The sequence below is a fragment of the Streptomyces sp. NPDC056224 genome (assembly GCF_042267665.1).
GTDB lineage: Bacteria > Actinomycetota > Actinomycetes > Streptomycetales > Streptomycetaceae > Streptomyces.
The window spans coordinates 123,152-137,615 of record NZ_JBHJTK010000005.1 but is presented as its reverse complement, the minus strand read 5'-3'; the positions used below and the strand labels follow the sequence as shown (position 1 = coordinate 137,615).

Annotated in this window: 11 protein-coding genes; 7 read left to right on the top strand and 4 right to left on the bottom strand. The window is 70.6% G+C overall.

The features are described from left to right. Window positions 1-138 precede the first annotated feature (138 nt). Entirely contained in the window at window positions 139-1,605 is a 1,467-nt protein-coding gene (locus ACFCZ1_RS09560; RefSeq protein ID WP_376677820.1) for a CCA tRNA nucleotidyltransferase, read from the bottom strand. A 185-nt stretch (window positions 1,606-1,790) separates the two neighbouring features. Here ACFCZ1_RS09560 and ACFCZ1_RS09555 point away from each other — a divergent pair, with 185 nt between their 5' ends. From ACFCZ1_RS09555 to trxA, 7 genes are all read left to right on the top strand, one after another. After that, window positions 1,791-4,055 carry a DUF6049 family protein gene (locus ACFCZ1_RS09555; protein WP_376677819.1) on the top strand — a complete coding sequence of 755 codons (2,265 nt, stop codon included), beginning with the start codon at window positions 1,791-1,793 and terminating at the stop codon, window positions 4,053-4,055. Between the two features lie 46 nt (window positions 4,056-4,101). Then, window positions 4,102-6,276 carry a murein biosynthesis integral membrane protein MurJ gene (murJ, locus tag ACFCZ1_RS09550; protein ID WP_376677818.1) on the top strand — a complete coding sequence of 725 codons (2,175 nt, stop codon included), beginning with the start codon at window positions 4,102-4,104 and terminating at the stop codon, window positions 6,274-6,276. A 117-nt stretch (window positions 6,277-6,393) separates the two neighbouring features. Continuing rightward, on the top strand, window positions 6,394-8,127 hold the full coding sequence (locus tag ACFCZ1_RS09545) for a protein kinase family protein (RefSeq protein ID WP_376677817.1): 1,734 nt from the start codon (window positions 6,394-6,396) through the stop codon (window positions 8,125-8,127). 57 nt (window positions 8,128-8,184) lie between these two features. Next, complete coding sequence (gene sigM, locus ACFCZ1_RS09540; protein WP_376677816.1) at window positions 8,185-8,886, top strand: RNA polymerase sigma factor SigM; 702 nt, start codon at window positions 8,185-8,187, stop codon at window positions 8,884-8,886. Further along, window positions 8,883-9,818, top strand: coding sequence for an anti-sigma factor family protein (locus ACFCZ1_RS09535; RefSeq protein ID WP_376677815.1), 936 nt, complete (start codon window positions 8,883-8,885; stop codon window positions 9,816-9,818). The genes sigM and ACFCZ1_RS09535 overlap by 4 nt, the downstream gene beginning before the upstream one ends. A 127-nt stretch (window positions 9,819-9,945) precedes the next feature. Further along, window positions 9,946-10,905, top strand: a complete 960-nt coding sequence (gene trxB, locus ACFCZ1_RS09530) for a thioredoxin-disulfide reductase (protein ID WP_376677814.1) — start codon at window positions 9,946-9,948, stop codon at window positions 10,903-10,905. 52 nt (window positions 10,906-10,957) lie between these two features. Beyond that, window positions 10,958-11,299 carry a thioredoxin gene (gene trxA / locus ACFCZ1_RS09525; protein WP_365164370.1) on the top strand — a complete coding sequence of 114 codons (342 nt, stop codon included), beginning with the start codon at window positions 10,958-10,960 and terminating at the stop codon, window positions 11,297-11,299. Window positions 11,300-11,391: 92 nt separating this feature from the next. Here trxA and ACFCZ1_RS09520 read toward each other — a convergent pair whose 3' ends face one another. The 3 genes from ACFCZ1_RS09520 to ACFCZ1_RS09510 form a co-directional block, all read right to left on the bottom strand. After that, window positions 11,392-12,009 (bottom strand): GNAT family N-acetyltransferase, encoded by a 618-nt coding sequence (locus ACFCZ1_RS09520; RefSeq protein WP_376677813.1) that lies wholly within the window; start codon window positions 12,007-12,009, stop codon window positions 11,392-11,394. Window positions 12,010-12,117: 108 nt separating this feature from the next. Next, entirely contained in the window at window positions 12,118-13,206 is a 1,089-nt protein-coding gene (locus ACFCZ1_RS09515; protein ID WP_376677812.1) for a ParB/RepB/Spo0J family partition protein, read from the bottom strand. Further along, window positions 13,203-14,288, bottom strand: coding sequence for a ParA family protein (locus tag ACFCZ1_RS09510; protein ID WP_376677811.1), 1,086 nt, complete (start codon window positions 14,286-14,288; stop codon window positions 13,203-13,205). The genes ACFCZ1_RS09515 and ACFCZ1_RS09510 overlap by 4 nt, the downstream gene beginning before the upstream one ends. Window positions 14,289-14,464 lie beyond the last annotated feature (176 nt).

Sequence of the window (14,464 nt, the reverse complement as noted above, 5' to 3'; positions counted from 1 at the left end):
CGCCCCCCGCGCCCGGGGGCGCCGGGCCGCCCCCCCGCCCCGGGGGGGCCCCCCCCGGGGGGCCGCCGCGGCGTCGCGGCCGGGGGGGGGGGGGGGGTTTTTTTTTACACTTAAAACACCCCCCCGGCCGTTCCCGCATCAGGCCTGCGCGGCCCACCACTCCTTGAGTGCGGCGACGGCCGCCTCGTGCCCCATCGGCCCGTTCTCCAGCCGCAGCTCCAGCAGGAAGGCGTACGCCTTCCCGATCACCGGGCCGGGGCCGACATCGAGCACCTGCATGATCTCGTTGCCGTCCAGGTCGGGCCGGATCGCGTCCAGCTCCTCCTGTTCCTGCAGCTGCGCGATGCGCTCCTCCAGCCCGTCGTACGTACGGGAGAGGGCGTTGGCCTTGCGCTTGTTACGCGTGGTGCAGTCGGACCGGGTGAGCTTGTGCAGGCGCTCCAGGAGCGGACCGGCGTCGCGGACGTAGCGCCGCACCGCGGAATCGGTCCACTCGCCGTCGCCGTAGCCGTGGAAGCGCAGGTGCAGCTCCACCAGCCGGGACACGTCCTTGATCATGTCGTTGGAGTACTTCAGAGCGGTCAGACGCTTCTTGGTCATCTTCGCGCCCACCACCTCGTGGTGGTGGAAGGAAACCCTGCCGTCGCTCTCGAAGCGGCGGGTGCGGGGCTTGCCGATGTCGTGCAGCAGCGCCGCGAGCCGCAGCACCAGGTCCGGCCCGTCCTCCTCCAGCGCGATCGCCTGCTCCAGCACGATCAGCGAGTGGTCGTAGACGTCCTTGTGGCGGTGGTGCTCGTCACTCTCCAGCCGCAGCGCGGGCAGCTCGGGCAGGATCCGGTCGGCCAGCCCGGTGTCCACGAGCAGGCCCAGGCCCTTGCGCGGGTTCGCGGAGAGGATCAGCTTGTTCAGCTCGCCCTGCACCCGCTCCGCCGAGACGATCTCGATCCGGTCGGACATGGCCTTCATCGCCGCGACGACCTCGGGGGCGACCTCGAAGTCCAGCTGCGCGGCGAACCGCGCCGCCCGGAGCATGCGCAGCGGATCGTCGGAGAACGAGTCCTCCGGGGTCCCCGGGGTGCGCAGCACGCCGGCGGCCAGGTCCTCCAGACCGCCGTGCGGGTCGATGAACCGCTGCTCCGGCAGGGCCAGCGCCATGGCGTTGACCGTGAAGTCGCGCCGGACCAGGTCCTCCTCGATCGAGTCACCGTAGGAGACCTCGGGCTTGCGCGAGGTGCGGTCGTAGGCCTCCGAGCGGTAGGTGGTCACCTCGATCTGGAAGTTCCGGTCGACGTCTCCCACCCGGGCGTGCTTCTGCGCACCGACGGTGCCGAAGGCGATACCGACGTCCCACAGCGAGTCGGCCCACGGACGGACGATCTTCAAAACGTCCTCGGGGCGGGCATCGGTGGTGAAGTCCAGGTCATTGCCGAGACGCCCGAGCAGCGCGTCGCGGACGGACCCGCCGACCAGGGCGAGGCGGAAGCCCGCCTCCTGGAAACGGCGGCCGAGCTCGTCGGCGACAGGAGCGACCCGCAGCAGTTCACTCACCGCGCGGCGCTGCACCTGATTCAGGGCACTGAGGTTGTCTTCATTGGCGTTCGGCACAACAGAAAAGGGTACGTGCCCCGCTCGGCGCGGGCTTCCGCGTTTTTCGGCGGCCCGGTACCCGGTCCCACCCGGGGTGCGCTGATCATGTGGAGCAAGGTGCGGCACTCGCGCACAGCGGGCCTCGTTACCATTCGTGGACGCACGAACGACGAGCACTGACACTTCGAGGGACGGGCTAGCGCGTGGCCGAGGCGGCAGACATCCTGGGGGCGTCACCCACCCCTGTCCGGCGCCGGTGGCTGCGGCGCGCGGTGGTCCTGCTCGCCGGGACGCCCGTGATGGCCGCTCTCGTCTACTCCCCCGCCCCGAGGGCCCAGGCCGCGCAGGCGGCCTCCGTCGACATCCAGCTGACCTCGATGACCCCCGCCGCCCCGGTCAAGAGCGACACCCTGACCATCTCCGGCACCGTGGTCAACAACAGTTCCGAGACGATCAACGACGCCCACGTGGGTCTGCGGGTCGGGCCCCTCCTCGCGGACCGGTCCTCGATAGACGAGGCAGCGGAGCGCACCGGCTTCCGGGCCGGCACGGACCCCGGGGAGATCGACCCGGCCTACGCCGTGAAGATCGACTCGCTGCCCTCGAAGGTCGGCCGCCAGTTCAGCCTCACGGTCCCGGTGAACAAGCTGGACCTGGACAAGGACGGCGTCTACCAGCTCGGCGTCTCGCTGTCCGGCGTGACCGAGAGCCGCCCGTCCGAGCAGGTCCTCGGCATCAAGCGGACGTTCCTGCCCTGGCAGCCGGAGGCCGCCGCCAAGCGCTCCCAGCTCACGTACGTGTGGCCGCTGGTCTCCACCACCCACGTGACCGCGGAGACCGGCTCGGACGAGACCCAGACCCCCGTGTTCCTCGACGATTCCCTCGCGGAGGAGCTGAGGCCGGGCGGCCGACTGGAACGGATGGTCGCGCTCGGCAAGGAACTGCCCATCACCTGGGTCATCGACCCCGACCTGCTGTACACGGTCGACGCGATGACCAAGGGCTACCGCGTCCGCGTCCCGGGCGGCAAGCCCGTCCAGGGCAAGAACAAGGCCGTCGCGGAGCAGTGGCTGAGCTCCCTGGAGGCCGCCGTCCAGGGCAAGAAGGTCGTCGCCCTGCCCTTCGCCGACCCCGACCTCGCCTCCCTCGCCCACCACGGCAAGGACGTCTCGGGCACCCTGGGCCAGCTGCGGCCCGCCACCGACAAGGCGAAGCAGGCCGTCGAGACGGTTCTGCACGTCCCCGCGTCCACCGACTTCTCCTGGCCCGTGGACGGCGCGATCGACCCTTCGATCGTCAATGTCGCCACCTCGGCCGGCGCCCACAACATCCTCACCCGCAGTGACAGCCTCTCGGAGAGCGGAGCCCTCGGGTACACCCCCTCGGCCGCCCGCCCCATCGGCGCGGGCGCCACCGCCGTCGTCGCGGACGCGGAACTCTCCACCGCCTTCGAGGGCGACATGCTGAGCGCCGGGAACTCCACCCTCGCCGTGCAGCGGTTCCTCGCCCACAGCCTCGCCCTGAACCTGCAGCACACCGACGAGCAGCGCAGCTTCGTCGTCGCTCCGCAGCGGATGCCCACCGCCAGCCAGGTGGGCACGATGGCCGACGCCGTCCGCGCCCTCCAGCCCGGCCGCTGGACCCAGCCCGGGGACCTCGAGTCAGCAGCCGCCGCCAAGCCGGACCCCGCGGCCGCCACCCAGGTGCCGGGCGCCGGTCAGTACCCCGAGGCCCTGCGCAAGCAGGAGCTGCCCGTGACGGCCTTCGAGAAGATCCGCACCACCCAGAACACCCTCGATCACTTCAAAGTGATCCTCGCCGCACCCGACCGCGTCGAGATCCCCTTCGGCAACACCACCAACCGGGAGATGTCCACCTCCTGGCGCGGCCACCCCGTCGAGGCCGCCCGCTACCGGGACCAGGTGCAGGACTACCTGATCGGTCTCACCGAGAAGGTCAAGGTCATCCCCAAGTCCGACGCCACCCTGTCCGGACACAGCGCCACCATCCCCGTGAGCATCCAGAACAGCCTCGTCCAGGACGTCCACGACCTCGTCCTGCGCGTGAAGTCCGCCAACCCCACCCGCCTGATGTTCGGCGACAAGGGCGAGGCGGAACAGCAGGTCACCGTCCAGGGCGACCACACCCAGACGGTCAAGTTCCCCGCCAACGCCACCGCGAGCGGCCCCGTCGAGGTCACCGCGCAGCTCTTCACCAAGGACGGCGTCCCCTACGGCAAGGAACGCAAGTTCACCGTCGACGCCACCGAGATCACCCCCACCGTCATGCTCGTCATCGCCGGCGGTGTGCTCCTGCTCGTCCTTGCAGGCATCAAGATGTACGCCAGCCGCAAGCGCGTCGCGGCCCGCGCGGCCGCCGAGGAGAGCACGCAGCCGAGTGACGAGACCCCGGACACCGGACCGCAAAGCACCGAGGGGTCCGGCACGAGTGAGACAGTGGACCGTTGAGCGATGCCGTGGCCGGTCGGCCTGGGGACGATGAGGTGGGGTTTCGATGAACGCGCCGTACGACGGTGACCGCGCGCAGGGCACTGGTGGGCCCGCGCCCTCCCAGGGCACTGCCCCGAGCACCCCGGTGCCCGGGCAGGTTCCCGCGCCCGCGCCCGCGCCGGACCACGACCCGTACGTCCAGGACGCCTACGACCACGACCCCTACCGGGCGCAGGACCTGTCCGCCCAGGACCCCGTCGCGGAGGTCCTCTACGACCGGGCCGCACACCCGCCGCCGCCGCCCGGCACCTACCAGGAGCCCGGCCCGCTCTACGCGGCTCCGAACGCGCCCTCCTACTCCCCCGACCCGCGCGTCTGGGCCCAGACCCCGCCGCCCGAGCCGGACGGGCCCTCCCGCCACCTGCCGTACGGCGACCGCGCCACGACCACCGAGTTCGTCGGCGTGGACTCCCTCGTCACCCAGGCGGCGGACGAGCCGTCCGAAACCGATGCCTTCGCGCACCTCTACCGGGACCAGGAGGCGGCACCCCGCACGCCCGCCGAGGACGCCCCCGTCGCCGCCCCGGCGCCGAGCAAGCCCGCCGGACGTGCGTCCAGCCTCCTGAAGTCCAGCGCGCTCATGGCCGCCGGCACGATCGTCTCCCGCATCACCGGATTCCTGCGCACCCTGGTCATCGCCGGCGCCATCGGCGTCGGCACGTTCAACGACACGTACCAGATCGCCAACACCCTGCCCACGATGATCTACGTGCTGGTCGGCGGCGGCGCCCTCAACGCCGTCTTCATCCCGCAGCTGGTCCGGGCCATGAAGAACGACAGCGACGGGGGAGAGGCGTACGCCAACCGGCTGCTGACCCTCGTCGTGGTCCTGCTGGCCGCCATCACGACCGTCTGCGTCCTCGCGGCACCGGTGTTCATCACGATGATGTCGCCGAAGATCGCCTCCGACCCCCAGCAGATGGACGTCGCGGTCGCCTTCGCCCGCTACTGCCTGCCCACCATGTTCTTCATGGGCGTCCACGTGGTCCTCGGCCAGATCCTCAACGCCCGCGGCCGCTTCGGCGCGATGATGTGGACCCCGGTCCTGAACAACATCGTCGTCATCGCCACCTTCGGCGCCTTCATCTGGGCCTTCGGCGGCTTCACCACCTCCGGCGTCAACGCCACCACCGTCACCGCCGACGGCGTCCGCCTGCTGGGCCTGGGCACCCTGCTGGGCCTCACCGTCCAGGCCCTGGCGATGCTGCCCTACCTGCGGGACGCGGGCTTCACGCCGCGCCTGCGCTTCGACTGGAAGGGCCACGGACTCGGGAAGGCCGCCCGCCTGGCCAAGTGGACGTTCTTCTTCGTCCTCGCCAACCAGATCGGGCTCGTCGTCGTCACCCAGCTCGCCACCTGGGCCGGATCCGTCGCCGAGAAGCAGGGCCACCCCGGTACCGGCATCACCGCCTACAACTACGCACTGCTGCTGTGGCAGATGCCGCAGGCCATCATCACCGTCTCCGTCATGACGGCCGTCCTGCCGCGCATCTCCCGCTCCGCCCACGACGGAGACGCCGCCGCCGTCCGCGACGACATCTCCTACGGGCTGCGCACCTCGGCCGTCGCGATCGTGCCCTGCGCCTTCGCGTTCCTCGCCCTCGGCGTCCCGATGGCCACCCTGCTCTACGCGGGCTCCGGCGCGGGCGCCCAGAACATCGGGTACGTCCTGATGGCCTTCGGCCTCGGCCTGATCCCGTACTCCGTCCAGTACGTGGTCCTGCGCGGCTTCTACGCCTACGAGGACACGCGTACGCCCTTCTACAACACCGTCATCGTCGCCGCCGTCAACGCGGCGGTCTCGGCGGCCTCCTTCTTCGTCCTCCCCGCCCGGTGGGCCGTCGTCGGCATGGCCGCCGCCTACGGCCTCGGCTACACCGTCGGTGTCGGCGTCGCCTGGCGCCGCCTGAAGACCCGCCTCGGCGGCGACCTCGACGGCGCCCACGTGATGCGCACCTACGCCCGCCTCACCGGCGCCTGCGTCCCGGCCGCCGCCGTGGGCGGCGCCGCCGCCTACGCGGTCACCCAGTGGCTGGGCAGCGGAGTCACCGGCTCCGCCGCCGCCCTCGCGGCCGGCGGTGTCGCCCTGGCGGCCGTGTTCCTCATCGCCGCCAAGCGGATGCGGATCGAAGAGCTCAACGCGATGGTCGGAATGGTCCGCGGACGTTTGGGGCGCTGATGCGCACAACCGTCGCCCCCCTTCGTGTGTCGTGCATAGCGTCGGACTGTGGGCACAATTGGCATGGCTTCGCAGACTGGCCGACAGCGTGCAACGGATGGGGAGGCGGGAACGACGGTGGCGGAACGTAGCACGGCCGCCGTCGACGTGGCCGACAACAGTGGCGACAAGCCGCTGGCCGCAGAAGCGGACAAGGCCACGGCCGACGGGGTGGACATCCAGACCGGACGAGCCGCGGACGGACCCATGCCCGAAGAGGACGGCGAACGCACGACCGCGGCCCCCGCGGCCGCACCCGAACTCCACAGCGGCCACAAGCTCGCCAGACGCTACCGGCTCGAAGAGTGCGTCACCCGTGTGGACGGATTCAGCAGCTGGCGCGCGATGGACGAGAAGCTGCGCCGGGCCGTGGGCGTGCACCTGCTCCCCGCCGACCACCCGCGGGCCCGTTCCGTCCTGGCCGCCGCACGCTCCTCCGCCCTGCTCGGCGACCCCCGGTTCGTCCAGGTACTCGACGCCGTGGAGGAGAACGACCTCGTCTACGTCGTCCACGAGTGGCTGCCCGACGCCACCGAGCTCACCGCCCTCCTCGCCGCGGGCCCCCTGGAACCCCACGAGGCCTACCAGCTCGTCAGCCAGGTCTCCCAGGCCATGTCCGCGGCACACCGCGAAGGCCTGGCCCACCTGCGCCTGACGCCCGGCGCGATACTGCGCACCTCCACGGGCCAGTACCGCGTCCGCGGCCTCGCCGTGAACGCCGCCCTGCGCGGGATCACCAGCGAGACCCCCCAGCGTGCCGACACCGAGGCCATCGGCGCCCTCCTGTACGCCGCCCTCACCCAGCGCTGGCCCTACGAGACCGACGCCTACGGCCTCACCGGCCTGCCCAAGGGCGTCGGCCTGATCGCCCCCGACCAGGTCCGCGCCGGGGTCCACCGAGGCCTGGGCGAACTCGCCATGCGCGCCCTCGCCAACGACGGAGCCACCGCCTCCCGTCAGGAACCGGCCTGCACCACCCCCGAGGAGCTGGCCAAGGCCGTCGCCGCGATGCCCCGCATCCGGCCGCCGGAGCCCGCCTTCACCGCCCCGCTCGAATACCAGCACACCACCTACCAGCAGGGCAGCTACGGCCGCCCCACGCCCCCCGGTGTGCCCTCCGCGCAGTCCGTCCAGGTCGCGCCCCCGCCGCCCCCGCTGCAGAGCCGCACCGGCCGCGCCCTCAAGTGGGGTGTCGCCGCCCTGCTCATCGCCGCCCTCGGCCTGGGCAGCTGGCAGCTCGCCGACACCCTCCTGAACCACGGCGCCCAAAAGGGCAACAGCGGCACCAACAACAGCACCAAGACGAGCCCGGACGACCACCCGAAGGAGCCGGAGCGGATCCCTCTGTCCATCCAGAAGGCGGAGGAGTACTACCCGGACGGCAAGCCCCAGAACATCGAGGGCGCCTCCAACAGCCACGACGGCGACCCGAACTCCTTCTGGCGGACCTACGCGTACAACGACGGTCCCGACCTGGGCGCCTACAAGGAGGGCGTGGGTCTCGTCTTCGACCTCGGCTCGGAACAGGACGTGAGCGCCGCCTCGATAGCGTTCAAGTTCGGCGGCGACCACACGACGGCGACGATCTACGCGGCGCCCAACATGTCGTCGTCGACCCCGGTCAGCAGCCTGCATAAGATCGCCACCGGGACCACCTCCGACAAGCAGCTCGACCTCGTCACGCAGACGCCGGTCAAGGCGCGCTACGTGGTCCTGTGGCTCACCGCCATGCCGAAATCCGGTGCCTCCGACTACAGCGGCGCCGGCTACAAGCAGGGCATCACGAACGTCTCGTTCTCTCGAACCTCGTAGCGAAGGGGGCTGCGAGGGCAAAGCTCTCGCAGCACGGCGCCCACCAGGAGGGGAATCATGAGGCCTGCGGCTGAGGACCCCGTCTCGGCACAGGACCAGGAGCTCCTGGCGATGCACGCCGCGGGTGATCCCGACGCCTTCGGTGAGCTCGTGCGACGGCACCGCGACCGGCTGTGGGCCGTGGCCATGCGCACCCTCGGTGACCGGGAGGAAGCCGCCGACGCGGTCCAGGACGCCCTGGTCTCCGCCTACCGGGCCGCCCACACCTTCCGCGGGGACTCCGCCGTCACCACCTGGCTGCACCGCATCACCGTCAACGCCTGCCTGGACCGGGCCCGCAAGGCCGCCTCCCGCAGGACCTCCCCCCTCGACGACACGGACCGCCTGGAGCGCCTCCTGGAGCCCCATGAGTCCGCCGAGGCGCCAGCGGAGCGCCAGGACCTTCACCGCCAGCTCCTGGCCGCCCTCAGCACCCTCCCGGCCGAACAACGGGCCGTACTCGTCCTCGTCGACATGCAGGGGTACCCCGTCGCCGAAGCCGCCCGCATCCTCGACGTCCCCACCGGCACCGTGAAGAGCCGCTGCGCACGCGGCCGGGCCAAACTCCTCCCGATGCTCACTCATCTGCGCACGAATGCCGTGGATAACACCGCCACCGAGCGGGGAAGGAACCGGACGCCGGGCACAGCCGTCCCACCAGCGGCAGAAGCCAGGCACCCAGACCCAGACGCAGTGAAGGGCGGAGGTGGACGACCGTGACCCCCCCGGCAAGCACGACCGGCACGACCGGCGCATTTCGGCACCCGGACGTCTCGGAGATCTCCGACCTGACCGAAGGACTGCTCTCGCCGACGCGTAGCGCCGAAGTCCGGCGCCACCTCGACGACTGCGCCCTGTGCGCCGATGTCCGGGCCTCCTTGGAGGAGATCCGCGCCGTCCTGGGCACCCTCCCCGGCCCCGCCCGGATGCCCGCTGACGTCGCCGGCCGCATCGACGCGGCACTCGCCGCCGAGGCCCTCCTCGACTCCACCAGCCCCGGTGCTTCCGACGAGGACGGCCGGCCCGTCCCCGCCGACCGTCGTCCCCGCCCGACCGGACGCGATGTTTCACGTGAAACATCGCCCTCCGGCCACCCGAACGGCCCAAGCGGCCCGGGGCGACGCCGCGCCCGCCGCAGGATCGCCGTACTCACGGGCCTGGCCGGGGCAGCCGCCTGCGCGCTCGGGATCTTCCTGTTCAGCGACCTCTCCGGACCGCCCTCCCACGACGCCGCGGCCCGCCGTGAAGCATCGAGCTCCGCCGCCCAGCCCCCCACCGACGGCGACTACACCGCCCAGGGCCTGCGCGGCCGCGTCAGGCAACTCCTCGACTCCGGGCAGAACACCAAGGCAGCTCCCCAGGGGGAGCAGAACAAGACCTACGGGATGGAGAACACCCCCGCCCCGGGGATCGCCCCCAACGACCGCCAGGCGCCCTCGGTCCCCGCCTGTGTCCAAAGCGCCACCGGCCGCCCGGAGACCCCGATCGCCTCCGAACGCGGCACCTACCAGGGCACCCCCGTCCTCCTGCTCGTCCTGCCCCACCCGGCCGACGCCTCCCGTGTGGACGCCTATCTCGTCGACTCCGGCTGCGAGAGCACCACCCCGGCCACCCCGGGAAAGCTCCTGCTGACGGACACGTATCTCCGATAGCCGACACGTGGGGTCCGCACCGGAACAGACCGGGAATGCAGGCGCCGTAGGATCCGTTGGGTGGGGTGAGAGTCCGCACCGGCCCCCGGTAGGCAGCACGCAGTCCGCAGAGACGAGGAAGAAACCCGTGAGCGACGTTCGAAACGTGATCATCATCGGCTCCGGGCCGGCCGGTTACACCGCCGCCCTGTACACCGCACGCGCTTCGCTCAAGCCCCTGGTATTCGAAGGTGCCGTCACGGCCGGTGGCGCCCTGATGAACACCACCGAGGTGGAGAACTTCCCGGGGTTCCAGGACGGCATCATGGGCCCGGATCTCATGGACAACATGCGTGGCCAGGCCGAGCGCTTCGGCGCCGAGCTGGTCCCGGACGACATCGTGTCCGTGGACCTCACCGGTGAGATCAAGACCGTCACCGACACCGCCGGTACCGTCCACCGCGCCAAGGCCGTCATCGTCACCACCGGCTCCCAGCACCGCAAGCTCGGCCTGCCCAACGAGGACGCCCTCTCCGGCCGCGGCGTGTCCTGGTGCGCCACCTGCGACGGGTTCTTCTTCAAGGACCACGACATCGCCGTCGTCGGCGGAGGCGACACCGCGATCGAGGAAGCCACCTTCCTCTCCCGGTTCGCCAAGTCCGTCACGATCGTCCACCGCCGCGACAGCCTCCGCGCCTCGAAGGCGATGCAGGACCGCGCGTTCGCCGACCCGAAGATCAAGTTCGCCTGGGACAGCGAGGTCGCCGAGATCCACGGAGAGCAGAAGCTCTCGGGTCTCACCCTGCGCAACACCAAGACCGGCGAGACCTCCGCGCTGCCCGTCACCGGCCTCTTCATCGCCGTCGGCCACGACCCGCGCACCGAGCTGTTCAAGGACCAGCTGGAGCTCGACGACGAGGGCTACCTCAAGGTCGACGCCCCCTCCACCCGGACCAACGTGACCGGCGTCTTCGGCGCCGGCGACGTCGTGGACCACACCTACCGTCAGGCAATCACCGCCGCGGGCACCGGTTGCTCCGCGGCCCTGGACGCCGAGCGCTACCTCGCCGCCCTCGCGGACGCCGAGAAGGCGCACGCGGCCGTCTGACCCTCGCACCAGCCCCACCCCACACCCCGCAGGAATGAAGAAGGAGGCCGCTGTGGCCGGCACCCTCAAGAACGTGACCGACGCTGACTTCGACGCCGAGGTCCTCAAGAGCGACAAGCCCGTACTGGTGGACTTCTGGGCCGCCTGGTGCGGACCGTGCCGCCAGATCGCGCCGTCCCTCGAGGCCATCGCCGCCGAGTACGGCGACCAGATCGAGATCGTCAAGCTCAACATCGACGAGAACCCGGCCACGGCCGCCAAGTACGGCGTCATGTCCATCCCGACGCTGAACGTCTACCAGGGCGGCGAGGTCGCCAAGACCATCGTCGGTGCCAAGCCGAAGGCCGCCATCCTGCGCGACCTCTCGGACTTCGTCGAGGTGAAGACCGCCTGACGTCCAGGGGCCCCACCCAGCGGTAGCCAGGGGGGGTTCACGTGAAACGGGCCGTCCCCATGCGGGGGGCGGCCCGTTTCACGTTCCTCGGTTCACAGGGGACGCAGCGCCGGCTCCTTGCGCGCGCCCCCCAGCAGCCGGTCCAGCGCCAGCTCCACGTCTTCCTTCCACGACAGCGTCGACCGCAGCTCCAGTCTCAACCGCGGATGCAGCGGGTGGGGACGCACCGTCTTGAAGCCCACCGACAGAAGATGGTCCGCCGGCAGAAGGCAAGCGGGCCCCTCCCAACGCGCGTCCCCGAACGCCTCAATGGCACGGAACCCCCGACGCAGCAGGTCCTTCGCCACCGTCTGGACCATCACCCGCCCCAGGCCCTGCCCCTGATACCCCGGCATGATCCACGCCGTGATCAGCTGCACGGCATCCGGCGAGACCGGACTCGTCGGAAACGCCGTGGCCCGCGGTACATACGCAGGCGGCGCGTACAGCACGAACCCGACCGGGACCTCGTCCACGTAGACCACACGGCCGCACGATCCCCACTCCAGGAGGACGGCGGAGATCCAGGCCTCTTTCTCCAGCGCCGACGTACCCGCCTTCACGGCGGCCTCACCGCTGACCGGATCCAGCTCCCAGAACACACAGGACCGGCAACGACGGGGCAGGTCTTGGAGGTTGTCCAGCGTGAGCGGTACCAGCCGACGACCCATGAAGGCATCGTATCCACTGGCCCCCGCCCTTTCGACAGCAGCAACACGGCGAAGGGGCGGACCGCGACGGTGGGAACCGGCACGATCCGCCCCTCGGCGGCTCCGGCCTCACTCCCCGGACAGCCCCTGCTCCAGAACGCGGCCCTCACCCGGCGCCAGCGTCCCCAGGATCCGCTCCAGATCCTCCATCGACGCGAACTCGACGGTGATCTTGCCCTTCTTCTGGCCCAGATCCACCTTCACCCGCGTTTCGAAGCGGTCCGACAGCCGCGTCGCCAGCTCACTGAGCGCCGGAGCCACCCGGGTACCCGCGCGCGGACCCTTCGGCTTCACCGCACCCGCGGGATCCGAATCCATCAGCTTGACGATCTCCTCGACCGCACGCACCGACAGCCCCTCGGCCACGATCCGGTGCGCCAGCCGGTCCTGCTGCTCCGTGTCCTCCACCGACAGCAGCGCCCGCGCATGCCCGGCCGACAGCACTCCGGCCGCCACCCGCCGCTGTACCGGAGCCGACAGGTTCAGCAGCCGCAGGGTATTCGTCACCTGAGGACGCGAGCGGCCGATCCGGTCCGCCAGCTGGTCATGCGTGCAGTTGAAGTCCTTCAGCAGCTGGTCGTACGCCGCGGCCTCTTCCAACGGGTTCAGCTGAGCCCGGTGCAGGTTCTCCAGCAACGCGTCCAGCAGCAGCTTGTCGTCGTCCGTCGCCCGGATGATCGCCGGAATGTTCTCCAGACCGGCCTCCCGGCAGGCCCGCCAGCGCCGCTCGCCCATGATCAGCTCGTAGCGGCCGGGCGACGACTGCCGCACCACCACCGGCTGCAGCAGACCCACCTCCTGGATGGAGGTCACCAGCTCCGCGAGCGCGTCCTCGTCGAACACCTCACGCGGCTGCCGCGGGTTCGGCGTGATCGCGTCCATCGGAAGCTCCGCGAACGTCGCTCCCGCCACCACATTGGTCTCCGGCACCGTCGGCGCCGGCTCTTCCACGGGCGCGACGAACGATGTTTCACGTGAAACATCGGCCTGCGCCAATGAAGCCAGCTTCGCCGCAGCGATCCCGCGCTCCGCGGTCAACACCGGCACCGCCGCCGGAGACGTCGCCCCGGCACCGATCACCGGCGGCGTCTTCTCCTGAGGCGCAGCGGGAATCAGCGCACCGAGCCCTCGTCCCAGACCTCTACGTCGCTCGCTCACTGGATCCCCTCCGCCGCACTCTGCGTGCTGTTCATGCCCGCGCCCAGATGGGCCTGCTGGGCGTCGTACTGCATTCCGACCCCTCGGAACGCGATCTCCCGCGCCGCCTCCAGATAGGAGAGGGAGCCACTGGACCCCGGATCGTACGTGAGCACCGTCTGCCCGTAGCTCGGCGCCTCGGAAATACGCACCGACCGCGGAATGCTCGTCCGCAGTACCTCCTTGCCGAAGTGGCTGCGCACCTCCTCCGCCACCTGCGAGGCCAGCCGGGTCCTGCCGTCGTACATCGTCAGCAGGATCGTCGACACATGAAGCGTCGGGTTCAGGTGGGCGCGCACCAGATCGACATTGCGCAGCAACTGCCCCAGGCCCTCCAGCGCGTAGTACTCGCACTGGATCGGGATCAGCACCTCCGCTCCGGCCACCATGGCGTTCACCGTCAGCAGCCCCAGCGAGGGCGGGCAGTCGATCAGGATGTAGTCGAGCGGCTGCTCGTACGCCTGGATCGCCCTCTGCAGCCTGCTCTCCCGGGCCACCAGCGACACCAGCTCGATCTCCGCACCCGCCAGGTCGATGGTGGCAGGAGCACAGAAGAGCCCTTCCACATCCACCACGGGCTGGACGACCTCCAGCAGGGGACGGCTGTCCACCAGCACGTCGTAAATCGACGGCACGTCCGCGTGGTGGTCGATACCCAGCGCCGTGGAGGCATTGCCCTGCGGGTCGAGGTCGATCACCAGGACCCTCGCCCCGTGCAGTGCCAGCGAGGCCGCCAGATTCACGGTCGTCGTGGTCTTGCCCACGCCGCCCTTCTGGTTGGCCACGACCATGACCCGGGTCTGCTCAGGCCGGGGCAGCCCCTGGCCGGCACGCCCCATCGCCTCGACGGCCAGCTGGGCGGCTCGGCCGATGGGGGTGTCGTTGTCTACAAGGGGCGCCGATGTTTCACGTGAAACATCCTCGCCCGCCGATTCAGAGCGGGGACCGGGGACCGGATCGGCCATCGGCCCCGCGAGGTTGGCGTCGGACCGCACGGTGTCACTCTCCTCGACATCAGGCTCGCGATGAACAGAGCCTGCCATGTCACCCGGGTCGCGAACCAGCGGGGCCCGTACTCCTGTGGATGAATCCACCGATGTGGACAACTCCGTCCCCCCTTCGTGCAAGCGGTGACGGGGGGACGTGGCCGCACGACCGCGGCTGATGATTCCGTGCAGCAGAGAGCGACGTTTCACGTGAAACACGATGCCGGGACGGA

Bases quoted from the DNA above. Each gene is read 5' to 3' on its own strand.
- ACFCZ1_RS09510 (WP_376677811.1), bottom strand. From the start codon at position 14,288: ATGGCAGGCTCTGTTCATCGCGAGCCTGATGTCGAGGAGAGTGACACC.
- ACFCZ1_RS09520 (WP_376677813.1), bottom strand. From the start codon at position 12,009: ATGGGTCGTCGGCTGGTACCGCTCACGCTGGACAACCTCCAAGACCTG.
- sigM (WP_376677816.1), top strand. From the start codon at position 8,185: ATGAGGCCTGCGGCTGAGGACCCCGTCTCGGCACAGGACCAGGAGCTC.
- murJ (WP_376677818.1), top strand. From the start codon at position 4,102: ATGAACGCGCCGTACGACGGTGACCGCGCGCAGGGCACTGGTGGGCCC.